Source organism: Bradyrhizobium pachyrhizi, from assembly GCF_001189245.1.
In the GTDB taxonomy this organism is placed as follows: domain Bacteria; phylum Pseudomonadota; class Alphaproteobacteria; order Rhizobiales; family Xanthobacteraceae; genus Bradyrhizobium; species Bradyrhizobium pachyrhizi.
In genome coordinates, this window is the sequence record NZ_LFIQ01000124.1 from 235,950 (window position 1) to 249,042 (window position 13,093).

General features: G+C 64.0%; 11 protein-coding genes. 2 read left to right on the top strand and 9 right to left on the bottom strand.

Annotation, left to right across the window (positions count from 1 at the left end; all coding sequences use genetic code 11):
* Nucleotides 1-53: 53 nt before the first annotated feature.
* The 3 genes from AKL29_RS39580 to deoC form a co-directional block, all read right to left on the bottom strand.
* Nucleotides 54-509, bottom strand: coding sequence for an RbsD/FucU family protein (locus tag AKL29_RS39580; RefSeq protein WP_028337042.1), 456 nt, complete (start codon nucleotides 507-509; stop codon nucleotides 54-56).
* 79 nt (nucleotides 510-588) lie between these two features.
* A complete protein-coding gene (locus tag AKL29_RS39585; RefSeq protein WP_050387913.1) occupies nucleotides 589-2,976 on the bottom strand; it encodes an aldehyde dehydrogenase family protein in 2,388 nt (795 codons plus the stop codon).
* Nucleotides 2,977-2,986: 10 nt separating this feature from the next.
* Nucleotides 2,987-4,009 carry a deoxyribose-phosphate aldolase gene (gene deoC / locus AKL29_RS39590; RefSeq protein ID WP_050387914.1) on the bottom strand — a complete coding sequence of 341 codons (1,023 nt, stop codon included), beginning with the start codon at nucleotides 4,007-4,009 and terminating at the stop codon, nucleotides 2,987-2,989.
* 239 nt (nucleotides 4,010-4,248) lie between these two features.
* Between deoC and AKL29_RS39595 the strand changes: the two genes are divergently transcribed.
* A complete protein-coding gene (locus AKL29_RS39595; protein ID WP_028337045.1) occupies nucleotides 4,249-5,043 on the top strand; it encodes a DeoR/GlpR family DNA-binding transcription regulator in 795 nt (264 codons plus the stop codon).
* Nucleotides 5,044-5,123: 80 nt separating this feature from the next.
* Here AKL29_RS39595 and AKL29_RS39600 read toward each other — a convergent pair whose 3' ends face one another.
* The 3 genes from AKL29_RS39600 to AKL29_RS39610 form a co-directional block, all read right to left on the bottom strand.
* Nucleotides 5,124-6,275, bottom strand: a complete 1,152-nt coding sequence (locus tag AKL29_RS39600; protein WP_050387915.1) for a substrate-binding domain-containing protein — start codon at nucleotides 6,273-6,275, stop codon at nucleotides 5,124-5,126.
* A 101-nt stretch (nucleotides 6,276-6,376) separates the two neighbouring features.
* Nucleotides 6,377-7,369: an ABC transporter permease gene (locus AKL29_RS39605; RefSeq protein WP_050387916.1), complete on the bottom strand. Its 993-nt coding sequence runs from the start codon at nucleotides 7,367-7,369 to the stop codon at nucleotides 6,377-6,379.
* Nucleotides 7,366-8,940: a sugar ABC transporter ATP-binding protein gene (locus tag AKL29_RS39610; RefSeq protein ID WP_244482679.1), complete on the bottom strand. Its 1,575-nt coding sequence runs from the start codon at nucleotides 8,938-8,940 to the stop codon at nucleotides 7,366-7,368. The genes AKL29_RS39605 and AKL29_RS39610 overlap by 4 nt, the downstream gene beginning before the upstream one ends.
* 267 nt (nucleotides 8,941-9,207) lie before the next feature.
* Between AKL29_RS39610 and AKL29_RS39615 the strand changes: the two genes are divergently transcribed.
* Nucleotides 9,208-11,040 (top strand): outer membrane protein assembly factor BamB family protein, encoded by a 1,833-nt coding sequence (locus AKL29_RS39615; RefSeq protein ID WP_050387917.1) that lies wholly within the window; start codon nucleotides 9,208-9,210, stop codon nucleotides 11,038-11,040.
* 909 nt (nucleotides 11,041-11,949) lie between these two features.
* Here AKL29_RS39615 and AKL29_RS41465 read toward each other — a convergent pair.
* The 3 genes from AKL29_RS41465 to AKL29_RS39630 all read right to left on the bottom strand — a co-directional run bounded on the left by AKL29_RS41465 (nucleotide 11,950) and on the right by AKL29_RS39630 (nucleotide 13,093).
* Nucleotides 11,950-12,153, bottom strand: coding sequence for a cold-shock protein (locus tag AKL29_RS41465; RefSeq protein WP_028336518.1), 204 nt, complete (start codon nucleotides 12,151-12,153; stop codon nucleotides 11,950-11,952).
* Nucleotides 12,154-12,406: 253 nt separating this feature from the next.
* Nucleotides 12,407-12,652: a hypothetical protein gene (locus tag AKL29_RS39625; RefSeq protein WP_050387918.1), complete on the bottom strand. Its 246-nt coding sequence runs from the start codon at nucleotides 12,650-12,652 to the stop codon at nucleotides 12,407-12,409.
* 228 nt (nucleotides 12,653-12,880) lie between these two features.
* Entirely contained in the window at nucleotides 12,881-13,093 is a 213-nt protein-coding gene (locus tag AKL29_RS39630) for a hypothetical protein (RefSeq protein WP_050387919.1), read from the bottom strand.

Sequence of the window (13,093 nt, forward strand, 5' to 3'; positions counted from 1 at the left end):
CGAGGTCGACGACGAAGACGCCGAGGACGGCGACGCCACTCTTGCTCATCTCGTCACTCCCCGTCCGGCCCGATCACGCCCTTGCTGAACAGGAAGCAGCCGTAGAAGCGCCGCTCGCCCGTCGCGATCACGCAATAGGCCGCCTTGGCCTTTTCGTAGAAAGCGTGGCGCTCGACGCCGACCAGCGGCCAGGACCGTCCCTCCGCGCGATCGATCGCGACCTGCACCTCGCGCTGCACGGGTGGCACTTCCTGCGCCTGGCCGACAATCTCCATGCGGATCGCGGCATCGTCGACAAACGTATCGAGCGGCATCACCGACAGGATCGCCTCAATCGCCCTGGCCGCGCTGACATTGTCGATGCGCAGCAACCGGCCGAGAACCGTCTGGCGCGCGATCGAGTCGGCCGGAAAATTGGTATCGCACACCACCAGACGATCACCATGCCCCATCGCCCGCAGGGCGTAGAGCACGTCGGCATTGAGCAGTGGATCGATGCCCTTGAGCATGTTGCGTCCCTCCCTTGTCTTCAAACTCGCCGGACTCTGACGGTCCGAACCCCATCGATATCACCGCAAGGTGACGTCGCTAGTCGCCGTACGGAATCCAGATGTTCTTCACCTGCACCGCGTGGCGGAGCAGGATCGGGCCCTCGCTCGCGGCCTTGTCGTACCAATCGAGCGCGAGGCCATGATCGACCAGCGTGCGCTTGAGGTTGCCGATCGACAGCCGTTCGGCGGCCGCTGAGGCATCCTGCGATCCGAACGCCCAGAGCGCGTCGACATCGTCATGCTCGGCGAGCACCTTGACCAGCTCGCTGTGGTCTCCGGTGACGATGTTGACCACGCCGCCCGGCACGTCCGAGGTCTCCAGCACCTGGTAGAAGTCGGTCGCGGCGAGCGGATGCCGCTCGCTGGGCAGGGCGACCACCCGGTTGCCCATCGCAATCAGCGGCGCCACCAAGCTGATGAAGGCGAGCAGCGGCGCCTCGTCGGGACAGGCGACGCCGACCACGCCAATCGGCTCATGCATCGCGAGCGCCACGCCGCGCAGCGGCGGCGCGTGGATGGATCCTTCGAATTTGTCCGCCCAGGCGCCATAGCTGAACAACCGCTCGATGCTCGCATCGACTTCCGTGCGCGCCTTCGCAGCCGACACGCCGGTCATGTCGGCGATGCGCCGGGCGAATTCGTCGCCGCGCGCGGAAAGATTCTCGGCAAGGTAATAGAGGATCTGGGCGCGATTATGCGCCGTTGCCCGCGTCCAGGACTCGGCGGAGCGCGCCGCGGCCACCGCATTGCGGATATCCTTGCGATTGCCCTCGCCTGCCTCGCCGAGGCGCCGGCCCTTCGGCGACATCACCGGACGCGAATAATTACCGTCCGGGCGCACCTGCTTGCCGCCGACGAACAGTTTTGCCGTCCGATCGATCGGCGGCACATCGAATCCGGCGCTGGCGCCAGAAGCCGTCGGCAGCGGCGATGCCTTGGTCCGCGCCTTGCGCCCGCTCCAGGCCTTCGGCTTGAGATACTCGTACATGCCTTCACGGCCGCCCTCGCGGCCGGATCCGGACTCGCGATAGCCGCCGAAGCCGACGCTGGCGTCGAACAGATTGGTGGCGTTGACCCAGACCACGCCGGCCAAGAGCTTCGGCGCGACATCGAGCGCCAGACCGATCGTCTCGCTCCACACGCTGGCGGCAAGGCCGTAGCGCGTGTTGTTGGCGAGCATCACGGCCTCGTCGGGGGTGCGAAACGTCATCGCCACCAGGACAGGGCCGAAGATCTCTTCGGTCGCTACCGTCGAGGACGGATGCACGTTCCAGAGCAAGGTCGGCGGATAGAAACATCCTTCCGCCGGGATCGCACCGGACGCCTGATATTTCTCGGCGCCCTCCTTCACTCCGGTCTCGACCAGCGACTTGATCCGTTCGAGTTGAACCGGCGCGACCACCGCGCCCATGTCGATCGCCTTGTCGAGCGGCATGCCGACGCGAAGCGTCTCCATGCGGCGGATCAGGCGCCTGCGGAAAGTGTCCGCGATCCCCTCCTGCAGCAGCAGCCGCGAGCCGGCGCAGCAGACCTGCCCCTGGTTGAACCAGATGGCATCGACCACGCCTTCCACCGCGCCGTCGATATCGGCATCGTCGAACACGATGAATGGCGACTTGCCGCCGAGCTCGAGTGTCAGCGATTTGCCGGTGCCCGCGGTCGACTGGCGGATCAGCCGCCCGACCTCGGTCGAGCCGGTGAACGCGATCTTGTCAACACCGGAACTTTCGACCAGCAATGCACCGGTCGCGCCATCGCCGGTCACGACGTTCAACACGCCCGGCGGCAAGCCGGCCTCAGCCGAAAGCTCGGCGAACAGCAGCGCGGTGAGCGAGGTGAACTCCGCCGGCTTCAACACCACCGTATTGCCCGCGGCCAGCGCCGGCGCGATCTTCCAGGCCAGCATCAGCAGCGGGAAATTCCACGGAATGATCTGCCCGATCACGCCAACCGGCACCTGATCGGCGAGTTCGCGCTCCTGCAGCTGCGCCCAGCCGGCGTGATAGAGGAAATGGCGCGCAGCGAGCGGCACGTCGAGATCGCGGGTTTCCCGGATCGGCTTGCCGTTGTCGATCGCCTCCAGCACGGCGAACAGCCGGGCGTGACGCTGCAGCATGCGCGCCAGCGCATAGAGATGACGCGCACGGCCGTGACCGCCGAGCTTTGCCCACGCTGCCTGCGCGGTGCGCGCGGCGCTAACCGCCGCCTCGACATCGGCAGCAGCGCCCTGCGCGATGCGCGCCAGCGACTTGCCGGTGGCGGGCTCGGTCGTCGTGAGGTGTTTACCGGCATGCGGCGCTGTGAACTTGCCGGCGATGAAATGCCCGAACACGGCGTCATGCCGCGCCAGCCAGGCGCGTGCCTCGCCGTCAGCCTCCGGCGCGGGGCCATACTCCATGGTCTCGAAATAGTTTGCGACGCTCATCGCTGGAGTCTCATCCCACGGGGTGGCGATTGAAGGCCGAATAGTGGCCAGTCACGTGATGCTCGAGCTGTCGCTCGATATCGGCGAGCAGGCTGGAGGCGCCGATGCGGAACAGGTCCGGCTCGAGCCAGTCGCGTCCCAGTTCCTCCTTCATCAGGAACTGATAGTTGAGCACGTCCTTTGCCGTCGAGATTCCGCCGGCCGGCTTGAAGCCGATCTGGTAGCCGGTGCGCTCCTGATAGACGCGGATCATCCGCAGCATCGCGAGCGTCACCGGCAGCGTCGCGTTGACGCCTTCCTTGCCGGTGGAGGTCTTGATGAAGTCGGCTCCGGCCATCATGCAGACCATCGACGCCTTGGCGACGTTGCGCAGCGTCTTGAGATCGCCGGTGGCCAGGATCGTCTTCAGATGGGCGTCGCCGCAGGCGGCGCGGAAATCCCGCACTTCGGCGTAAAGCGCCCGCCAATCGCCGGTCAGCACATGCTCACGCGTGATGACGATGTCGATCTCCTCCGCGCCATCGCGGACCGACGCCTCGATCTCCTTCAGCTTCAGATCGTGCGGCACGAGACCTGCGGGAAATCCGGTCGAGACCGCAGCGACCGGGATGCCGGATCCTTCGAGCGCTTCGACGGCCGTCGCCACGAACCGATGGTAGACACAGACCGCGCCGGTATGCAGCTCGCGGCCCGCAAAGCCGAGACGCTCGAGAAGGTCGCCGCGCACCGGCGCTTTGGCCTTGGCGCAGAGGCGCTTCACCCGTTCGGTCGTATCGTCGCCATTGAGCGTCGTCAGGTCGATGCAAGTGATCGCCTTGAGAAGCCACGCCGCCTGCGCGTCCTTCTTGACCGTGCGCCGGCCCGGCAGGCTCGCAACGCGGCGTTCGGCGGCCGACAGATTGATCCTGATCTCGTCGACCCAATCCATCTCGAGCGCACGGCCGCTGTTGCGCGGGAGCGGATGCTCGCCGCCCGGGGAAGGCGGCTGCGCTGCCAATGGGGACGGATTCTGTATGAAGACGCTCTGCGTCATGGAGGCGCCGTGCGGTCCTAGCGAATCGACGAGATCGCCAGATAGACTGAATGTGTCGATCGCAACATGTGATCCTCCCTGACCTTGCCGCGGGGTTTGCCGACTGCCTGAGGACGACATCGTCCCCGACCCTCGATCAGCCCGCCGAACTGGATGTTATTATTGTAACAAATCGACGTTGATAAACTCACAACATTGTAAGATCATTGTCAATCGGATAAGCAAGCCCGGCGATCAAAATGACTGAAACATCGAACGCACGACCAAGCGAGACGCGCGTGCAGCGCCTGCAGAGGCTGCGCCGCGCCGTCGAGTCGAGCGGCACGCTGCATCTGAAGGACGCCGCCGAGCTCCTCAAGGTGTCCGAAATGACGGTCCGGCGCGATCTCGCCGGGCCGGACGCCGCGCTGGCGCTGCTCGGCGGCTACGTCGTCAATGCGGCGTCGCCGACCGGGGTCAAGTACACGTTCGAGCAGGAGATCGATCAGCACACCCAGGACAAGCGTCTGGCCTGCCGGTCTGCCGCGGCCTCGATCAAGGAAGGCGATACGATCTTCATCGATTGCGGCACAACGATGCAGTCGCTGGCCGACTGCCTGCCCGAGGACCTGCCGCTTTCGGTGATCTGCTATTCGATGAACGTGGCGTCGATCGTGACGCGACGGCCGGCCACGCAGGTGATGGTGATGGGCGGGCTCTACCATCCGTCGTCGCAATCCTTTGCGTCGGACGACGGCCTGTCCTATCTGCGGCGGCTCGGTATCAACAAGGCCTTCATCTCCGCAGGCGGCGTGCACTGGACCCGCGGCGCGAGCTGCTCGAATTTTCACGAAGTCGCCGTCAAGCAGGCCGTCATCGAGACCGCGATGGAAAGCATCCTGGTGATCGACGCGAGTAAGCTCGGCAGCCTCAAATCGGCATTCTTCTCCGATATCGGCGCGTTCTCGCGGATCATCGTCGGCGGCGCGGCGTCGGCGGACATGCGCAAGCACTTCCGCAGCCTTCCCGTCGAATACGTGACCGGCGCAACCTGATCCGAGCGGGGGCTGGCACGCCCGGATCAGGCTGCTCACGATGCGCGGGCTCGCGGGACCACGCATCGAACTCCCGTAGCTCAGTTGCAGGCAGGCTTCGCCTTGTTGCAGGCGTCGGTCAGCTCCGGCGGCGGCTCCTTCTTGAACACCGTCTTGTAGGATTCCAGCACGTTGGACTGCGTCACCGGCAGCGACTGCACGCCGATCCAGCCCGGCGTTTCCTTGCCGAGCAGCGCGTTCATCATCGCCATCGCTTCCGCGACACCCTGGTCATAGGGACGCTGCGATCCGGTTGCCTTCAGCGGTCCGCCCTTGGCGATCTCGATCGCCGATTGCAGGCCGAGATCGACGGTGGTGACCGGAATGTCGATGCCCTGCGCGCGCATCGAGCTCAGCGTATCCAGCGCCGGCTGATCCCAGACCGCGAACAGGCCCTTGATATCAGGATTGCCGGTGAGGAAGTCGCCCGCGATCTGCGACACTTTGGGCGGGTCGGTGAAGTCGACCTGCTTCATCTTGATGTCGGGACGATTCTTCTGCATCCACTCGCGGACGCCCTTGGTGCGCTCGTTGGTGCTGAAATAATCGACGCCGAAATTGACGAGACCGATGGTACCGCCCTGCGCGACGCAGGACGCCAGGATCTGGGCCGCGATCAGGCCGTTGCCCTGGCTGTCCGCCGAGATCATGGACGCATATTCCTCCGGATGCTTCAGGCCGGTCGGGATGCTGTCCATCAGTACCAGCTTGATGCCGGCCTTGGCGATCTTCTTGTAGGTCGGCGCGGTCGCGGTGAAATCGACCGGGATCGAGATGATGCCATCCGGATGCTGCTGGATGGTGTTCTCGATGTCGGCGATCTGCTTGTCGACCTGATATTCGGCGGACGCGACGCCGGTGACGGTCACACCATACTTCTTCAGCGTGTCGGTGATGCCCTGGATCTGCAGTTGCGCCCAGTCGAGATTGACGGTCTGCATGGAGATGCCGACCTTGAAATGCTTCTCCTTGATCCTGGCGGCATCGGCGTCCGACAGCGCCAGCACCTCGGGCGAGGCGGCCTTCTCGCCATGAGGCCCCTGACCGACGATCGATTTCGGTCCAAGCGTCGCGAGATCGACGCCCTTGACGCAGGTTGCAGGCACTTCGGCGCGAGCCGAGGCGGCGATCGAAATGGCCGTCGCCGCGATCAGCGCGGTCAGTGGCAGGGTTTGTCGCAAGATTGGCTTCATTGTTTCCTCCCGTTTTGGTCGCCGATTGACCGGAGGCCGGCGACCTTGCCCTTACCCTTGCAACGCCTGACCGTGCGGCGCACGCGCTGCGCCATCGTGCTCTAGCGTTTCGTGAAGGCGACCGCGGCCACGATGATCGCTCCCTTGATGACGAGCTGCAGCGGCGAGCTGACGCCGAGCAGCACGAGGCCGTTGTTGAGCGTGCCGATGATGAGGCTGCCGAACAGCGTCCCCAGGATGTAGCCACGCCCGCCGAACAGGCTGCAACCACCGAGGATCACGGCGGCGATGACGTCAAGCTCCATGCCCTGCACGACGTCGGGCCGCGCGGCGTGCGAGCGCGCGGACAGCACCAGCGCCGCAAGCCCGGCGAGCGCGCCGGTCAGCACAAAGGCCGCGGTCGTCACCCATTTGGTGTTGATGCCGGAATACAGCGCCGCGGTCGGATTGCCGCCGACCGCATAGATGCGGCGGCCAAACACGTTATAGTGCAGCAGCAGGATGCCGACGATCATCGCCACCAGCGTCCAGGCGATCGGAACCGGTATGCCCAGGAACGAGCCCTCACCGAAGATCGCGAAATAGGTCTCGTTGGTGATGATGACAGGCTTGGTATTGGTCACCATCATCGCCAAACCGCGTGCCATGCTGAGTGAACCCAGCGTCACCAGGAACGACGGGATCGAGAGCTGCGTGGTCAGGATGCCGTTGAGCAGCCCGACCAGCGCACCGGTGCCGAGCCCGGCAGCGGCGCCGACGATCCAGCTGTTGTTGATCTGGCTCATCGCGAGCGCCGCGGCCATGCCCGACAGCGCCAAGGTCGACGCGACCGACAGATCGATCTGGCGCGCGATGATCACAAAGGTCATGCCGACCGCGATGATCGAGACCAGCGTGGTCTGGCGTCCGATGTTCAGGAAGTTGTCGACCGACAGGAACCAGGGCGAGGACAGGCTGAACACGACCAGCAGCACCACGAAGGCGATGTACAGCATGTAGGGCCGCTCGCCCCGCAGCAGATTCTGCAGCAGCTTGCGGCGTCGATCGGATCGGGTCGACGAGGCGACGAGGTTGGGCGCAGTCAGTTCGGTCATGCGTGTGGCTCTTGCAATACGCCTTGTTCGGAAGCCTGGTAGATCTGCAGCAGATGATGGAGCTCTTCGGCATCATCGATCTCCCCGCGCACCAGCGTTCGCGCCACGCGTCCATCGACGATCACGGAGATACGGTCGCAGAGCTCGATCAGTTCGACGAGGTCCGACGAGACCACCAGGACGCCGGTGCCGTCGCGGGCAGCATTGCGGATCACGCCGTAGATCTCCTCGCGCGCGCCGACGTCGACGCCGACCGTCGGCTCGTCGAGCAGCAGCACGCGCGGCCGCGGATCATTCCATTTTCCGAACACGACCTTCTGCTGGTTGCCGCCGGACAATGTCCTGACGAGGCTCGAGGCGCCTTGTGCCTTCACCGATAGCTTCGCCACCGCAGCGTCGGCACGCCGTGCGGCGGCGCGCTGCTGCATGAAGCCCCAGCGCGAGAAATGCGGAATCCGCGGCAACGTGATGTTGCGCTCGATCGAATGATCCAGCACCAGGCCCTGCACGTGCCGGTCTTCCGGCACCAGCGCGACACCCTGTGCGATCGCATCGGCCGGGCTCCTCGGCAGCCACGGCCGGCCGTCGATCTGGCAGGCGCCGCTGTCGACCGGCCGAAGACCGAAGATCGTCTCCAGGACCTCGGTGCGTCCGCTGCCGATCAGTCCGGCAAGGCCGTGGATCTCACCCTTCATGACGGACAAATCGACGGCCGACAGGCGATCTTTCGACACGCCCGACAACGACAGGACCGGCGACGGATCGAACGAACGCGCGGCCGCAGCCTCGGCGCGCAACGCCGCGGGCGCCAATCGGTCGGTGCCGATGATGGCGTTCACCAGCCGCTTCATGTCGGTCTCGGCGGTGACGAACGTGCCGGCATTGGCGCCGTCGCGTAGCACCATGACACGCTGCGAGATCTCGAAGACCTCGTTGAGCTGATGGGTCACATAGATCACGCCGACACCGCGGCGCGTCGCCTTGCCGATCGCATCGAACAGGATGCGAACTTCATCCGAAGTCAGGGACGATGTCGGCTCGTCGAGGATCAACAGGCGCACCTCGCCCATCAGCGCCTTGGCGATCTCCGTCATCTGGCGGTAGGCGAACGGCAGCGAGCCGACCGTCGCCTTGGTATCAAGGGGAATGCCGAGCTCGCTCAGGAATGTCCCGGCCCTGGCCATCAGTTCGCGCTTGCGGACAAAGCCGAACCGCGTACGCGGCTCGCGGTCGAGCAACAGATTGTCGGCGACGCTCAGCGACTCGACGAGACTAAGGTCCTGATAGACGACGGCGATGCCCGCCTCGCGCGATCTAGCCGGACTGTCGAACGTCGCTGGTTTGCCGGCGATCTCGATCGTGCCGCTGTCGGCCGCATGGACGCCACTGAGGATCTTGATCAGCGTGGACTTGCCGGCCCCGTTCTCGCCCAGCAGCGCGTGCACCTCGCCGGCCCGGACATCGAGGTTGACGTCGCGCAATGCCCGCACGCCGCCGAAGCGCTTGCTGATGCCACCGACCATCAACAGCGCCGTCGACGGCCGAGGCTCGGCTGCGATCGAACCGGACAATTCCAAATTTTCCTCCCGTCGACCGCGCGAGGCGCTGGTACGATGGTGACATGTTGTTATTTTTGCAACTTATTGTGTTATAATTCTATCACATCGGCCGGCCTGTCAATGGGAGATCGCGCGGGCGGGCGCTCGAATTGAAGGCGGCGGCGATCGGATCCTGCACCGTCATGCATGCCGCCGGCCTCCGCCAGGCACGATGGCAGCCGGAAGGTTGTGCTAAGCTGCAATCGCTCTCTTCATCAAAGCCAACGCCGGTGAATCACGATGAAACCGAGTGCTGCGATTGCCATCGCCCTGATCTCGTCTTGCCTGCCCGCAACCGCACAGCAAGGCGGTGCCGACCTCTACGCGCAACGCTGCGCGCAATGTCACGACAGCAGCAACACGGGTATTCGCGCGCCGAGCCGCACTGCGCTGCAATCCAGATCGTTCGACGAGGTGCTTGGTGAGATGACCACCGGCCCGATGGCATCCTTCGCGCAGGGACTGACCAGCGACGAGCGGGCGGCGATCGCCTCGCTCGTCACCGGAAAGGCCGCTTCGCTCGCGGCAGCCGAGAGCGCGGGACAATGCGCGCAGAACGAGACCGGCTTTCCGCAGCCGATCGACGGGCCGCGGTGGAACGGTTGGGGCGCGGACATCAACAACAGCCGGTTTCAGCCGGCGGCAATGGCCGGCCTGGCGCAAGATCAGGTCCCGCGACTGCGTCTGAAATGGGCGTTCGGATTTCCTGACACGTCCAACGCCAACGCGCAGCCGGCTGTCGTCGGCGGCTTGCTGTTCGTCGGTGGCGGCGACCGCAAGGTCCATGCCCTCGACGCCAAAAGTGGCTGCACGCGCTGGGCGTTTCCGACCGAGGCGCCGGTGCGGACGGCCATCAGCTTTGCCCCGCTGGACAACGGCCAGCCTGCCATCTTTTTTGGTGATGTGCGTGCCAACGTCTACGCCCTCAATGCCGCGACCGGCAAACTGATCTGGAAGAGTAAGGTCGACGATCATGTGGCGGCCCGGATTACCGGTGCGCCAGTGTTCTATTCCGGCGTCGTCTATGTCGGCGTTTCATCGATCGAGGAGGCCATCGGGTCTCGCCCCACCTACCAGTGCTGTACGTTTCGCGGCAGCGTCGTTGCGCTGAAGGCCGAGACCGGCGCACCGATCTGGAAGGCCTACACGATCCCCGAGGCACCGCATCCGACACGGGCGAACGCGATCGGGACCCAGCTGTTCGGTCCGGCCGGCGCGTCGGTCTGGTCCGCGCCGACGATCGATGTGCAGCGCCAGGCGCTCTATGTCGCGACCTCGAACAGCTATGCCGACCCGGCAACCGACACCAGCGATGCCATCCTCGCGCTCGATCTCGCGACCGGCCGAATGCTGTGGCATCAGCAGGCCACGCCGAAGGACAGCTTCGTCGTTGCGTGTTTCGGCACCGATCAGAGCAACTGTCCGGAAGACCGCGGCCCCGACCATGACTTCGGCCAATCGCCGATCCTGATGACCTTGCATAACGGACAGCGCGCACTGGTGATCGGCCAGAAATCCGGCGTGGTCCACGCGCTCGATCCCGACCATGAGGGCAAGATCCTGTGGCAGACGCGGATCGGCAAGGGTGGCGCGTTGGGCGGGACCGAGTGGGGTTCCGCCGCCGACCAGGACCGAATCTATGTCGCCAATTCGGACGTACGATTTCTAAGGGACGGCACCCGGCGTCTGAATTCAAACGAAGGTGGCGGCCTGTTCGGACTCGATCTTGCGACCGGGAAGATTGCGATGCAGGTCGCGCCGGTGGCCTGTGGCGACCGCCCCCAATGCAGTCCCGCGCTCTCCGCGGCGGTCACTGTCATTCCCGGCGTCGTCTTCTCGGGCGGCGTGAGCGGCTTCCTGCGCGCCTACGCGACCGATGACGCACGGTTGCTCTGGGAAATCGACACCGCCCGCGACTACACCACGGTCAACGGCGTTCCGGCCCATGGCGGTGCCATGGACGGACCCGGCCCGGTCGTCGTCGATGGCATGCTGTACGTCAATTCCGGCTACGCGCAATGGAGCGGGCTGCCCGGCAACGTTCTGCTGGCCTTCGAGGTCGGCAACCCCTGACAGGTATTCGCGCGCCGGCAAGCTGAGCACTACTCGCCGCGGGCTATTCGTGCTTTGATGCCGGACAGGATCGGCCGAGAGGTCCGAAGGGAGACCGTGTGGTGCTTGGTGACGTGCTACGCAACATCACGTCAGGGGCCGTTACCCTCGCGCGCTCCAATGGTCCCGAATCGCCGATAAGAGGGACCGGCGTCCCGAAATCGACCGACATGGCAGCCGCGCTTCAAATCGATGCGCATGTCGTTGCGCACGAAAAACACAGAAACTATAAGTGCTTGAAAGAATGGTCGGAGTGGCAGGATTCGAACCTGCGACCCCTGCGTCCCGAACGTAAGTAGCAAGCGAAAAGATCAACAAAAACAATGAATTTCACTCGCGATTGACCACCTTTATCGCCGTTTGTTCATGGTGTTTCGGTGGTCAATCGGTGGTTGGCGAAGTCTGATCCTCTATGCGAGTAGCGGATTTCTACTCCGCGGGTTGCAGGTTCGAATCCTGCCGGGATCGCCAGAACTTGTGCCGATAAAATAAGGGTTTCTTGCAGTTTCGGCTTCGTTCCAGCGCCCAGTTTCGTGCTGCAAGGCCTCCCAAGCCAATACTAGCAAAATCAACGCATTGCGGACGGCTACAAATCATTCCACGCAACACGGACGCAACACTGCGGTTTTGCGTTTGTTCTGAAATTGGGCCCAATCAAAAGCGACCCCAGCGCGGGCCCGCCTGGGGCCACACTGTCCGGGGGCAATGAAGGACTCACGGCATTTGCCGCTTCCTGAGCATGGCCGTGCCACAACGAGGATAGCGGCCCTGGCGCGGGGAACGCCAAGGCCGCTCTAAGCTCCCGCTCGGGGGGCAACCTATCGCGGGAGCTCATGATGACTCCCGGCACTGCCACTTGTTCCTGGTGCGTCAGCCTACCCGCAGATTTTCGGCGGATGTTTTTCCGCGATTGTCCTTCGCTTCGTAGCTGACTTTCGCGCCCTCATTTAGGCTGCTCAGCCCCGCCCTTTCGACCGCGGAAATATGCACAAAAACATCCTTGCCTCCATCATCGGGCTGGATGAATCCGTAACCCTTCGTCGGGTTGAACCACTTCACAGTACCTGTCGCCACAGACAAAACTCCTTTGGTCCTAATGCGGGAAACCTAAGCGCTGAGCGTCAGGTCCCGCAAGGATAAAGACGCGTGGCGAAGCAGCCGCTCCTCAGGGACGGGACCGATTGAGGAATTCGCACGGAGTCCCGTTTCGGTAGGAACTGCGGGCCCCCAGGGCTGGAAGAACAGGGCGCCGCCGGGATGCTGCATTTCAAGCCCGGCGGCGTAGTGTTTCCTTTCGGGAGGTTAATCGAGGCGCAGCCGACTGGTGTCATTCGAGCGGCAGAGAAAGCGCCGGCAGCGGCTTATTGCCCTGCTCGCAGCCCGTTCGCCCCTTGAGGGGTAGAGCCGGCATTGAGGCATCCGCGGCAGTCCGGCCCATGAAGTGGGTCAGATTAACGCCTGATGACCACTCCACATAACCAACTGCCGCAAAGGCAACTGCTCCCACGACGAGAATACTGAGCAACGAAGCGGCGATTGCCGACGGCAAGCGTTGGCTGCTGAAAAACGGCATCACGATTTCTCCGACACCGAGCTGCCACCCTCGCTTCGGTTAGATCAACTCGCGATGATCGAGTGTGAACGGCCTCACATATCACGCGCACTTGATGCGTCATTGGCCCGTGGCACAGCCCCTGCAGTTTGCTTGGTGCTGGGGGATTTCAACGTCCCGGTTCAGGAAGGAAACGCCGCCGGGCGTGTATTTTTGAGACCGGCGGCGTCTTTTCTTGAGGCAAGGCAGTCAGCTGATGTGGGCTACGGACATGCTTTCGATATCCTCGATGATCGAGAACATAATGTCAGCGGCCAAGCCATCGATACTGATACTAGCGACCTCGCCGCCCGCCCACGCCTCGGCACACCGGATCTTCGCCTTCAGGCCATCCAATGTCTTCGCTGGCATATTCAGGTTTTGCTCTTCCAACTGTTCAGACATCGCCAGCGCACGCTTCAT

What these genes read in the sequence shown, in the direction of transcription:
- AKL29_RS39630 (WP_050387919.1), bottom strand. Translation starts at nt 13,093, where the DNA reads ATGAAGCGTGCGCTGGCGATGTCTGAACAGTTGGAAGAGCAAAACCTG.
- AKL29_RS39600 (WP_050387915.1), bottom strand. Translation starts at nt 6,275, where the DNA reads ATGAAGCCAATCTTGCGACAAACCCTGCCACTGACCGCGCTGATCGCG.
- AKL29_RS39585 (WP_050387913.1), bottom strand. Translation starts at nt 2,976, where the DNA reads ATGAGCGTCGCAAACTATTTCGAGACCATGGAGTATGGCCCCGCGCCG.
- AKL29_RS39615 (WP_050387917.1), top strand. Translation starts at nt 9,208, where the DNA reads ATGAAACCGAGTGCTGCGATTGCCATCGCCCTGATCTCGTCTTGCCTG.
- AKL29_RS39605 (WP_050387916.1), bottom strand. Translation starts at nt 7,369, where the DNA reads ATGACCGAACTGACTGCGCCCAACCTCGTCGCCTCGTCGACCCGATCC.
- AKL29_RS39625 (WP_050387918.1), bottom strand. Translation starts at nt 12,652, where the DNA reads ATGCCGTTTTTCAGCAGCCAACGCTTGCCGTCGGCAATCGCCGCTTCG.
- deoC (WP_050387914.1), bottom strand. Translation starts at nt 4,009, where the DNA reads ATGACGCAGAGCGTCTTCATACAGAATCCGTCCCCATTGGCAGCGCAG.
- AKL29_RS39595 (WP_028337045.1), top strand. Translation starts at nt 4,249, where the DNA reads ATGACTGAAACATCGAACGCACGACCAAGCGAGACGCGCGTGCAGCGC.
- AKL29_RS39580 (WP_028337042.1), bottom strand. Translation starts at nt 509, where the DNA reads ATGCTCAAGGGCATCGATCCACTGCTCAATGCCGACGTGCTCTACGCC.